At 66.3% G+C, this 475-nt stretch carries 1 pseudogene; it reads left to right on the top strand.

Annotated features, from left to right (window positions below):
• Window positions 1-417, top strand: a pseudogene (locus CRD60_RS08425) (hypothetical protein); the annotation flags it as partial.
• Between the last annotated feature and the right edge of the window lie 58 nt (window positions 418-475).

A 475-nucleotide genomic window follows, 5' to 3' on the forward strand; every position in this document is an offset into this window, starting at 1 on the left:
CGCCGGGACCCCCTCACAACCCACTCCCACCCCCACCTGACACCCCACCCCCCCACCGACACCACACACACCACCCCCCACGCCGTGGGGCCCGTGAAGGCCTTGGTCGCCGACAGGCGCCTCGTCGACGGGACACTCCCCGGAACGCCAACCGTCGACAGCATCGCGCGCCTGGTCAACGATGCAAAGTTTGCCGGCCACACCGCCATCCTGCCCACACGGCTCCTAAACGCCCGAATCCTTGCAGACCTGCCCCAGGAGCAGATCCTCGTGGCCAAGGCGGTCGTGCTCAGACTCTGGGCGGCAATCAGCGCGCCGTACAGACACGACAGCCTCACGCTCACCGCACAGATGCACGGTGCCGCCTCCCACACGTGCACCTCATCACACACCACCCCAGTCTACCTGGGATGCTAGCTCATCACCCCCACGGCAGCAGCACATACGACACTGCACCTGACAGTGCGCTGAAAGA

Origin of the sequence: Bifidobacterium aemilianum (assembly GCF_003315635.1) — a bacterium.
Taxonomy (GTDB): domain Bacteria; phylum Actinomycetota; class Actinomycetes; order Actinomycetales; family Bifidobacteriaceae; genus Bifidobacterium; species Bifidobacterium aemilianum.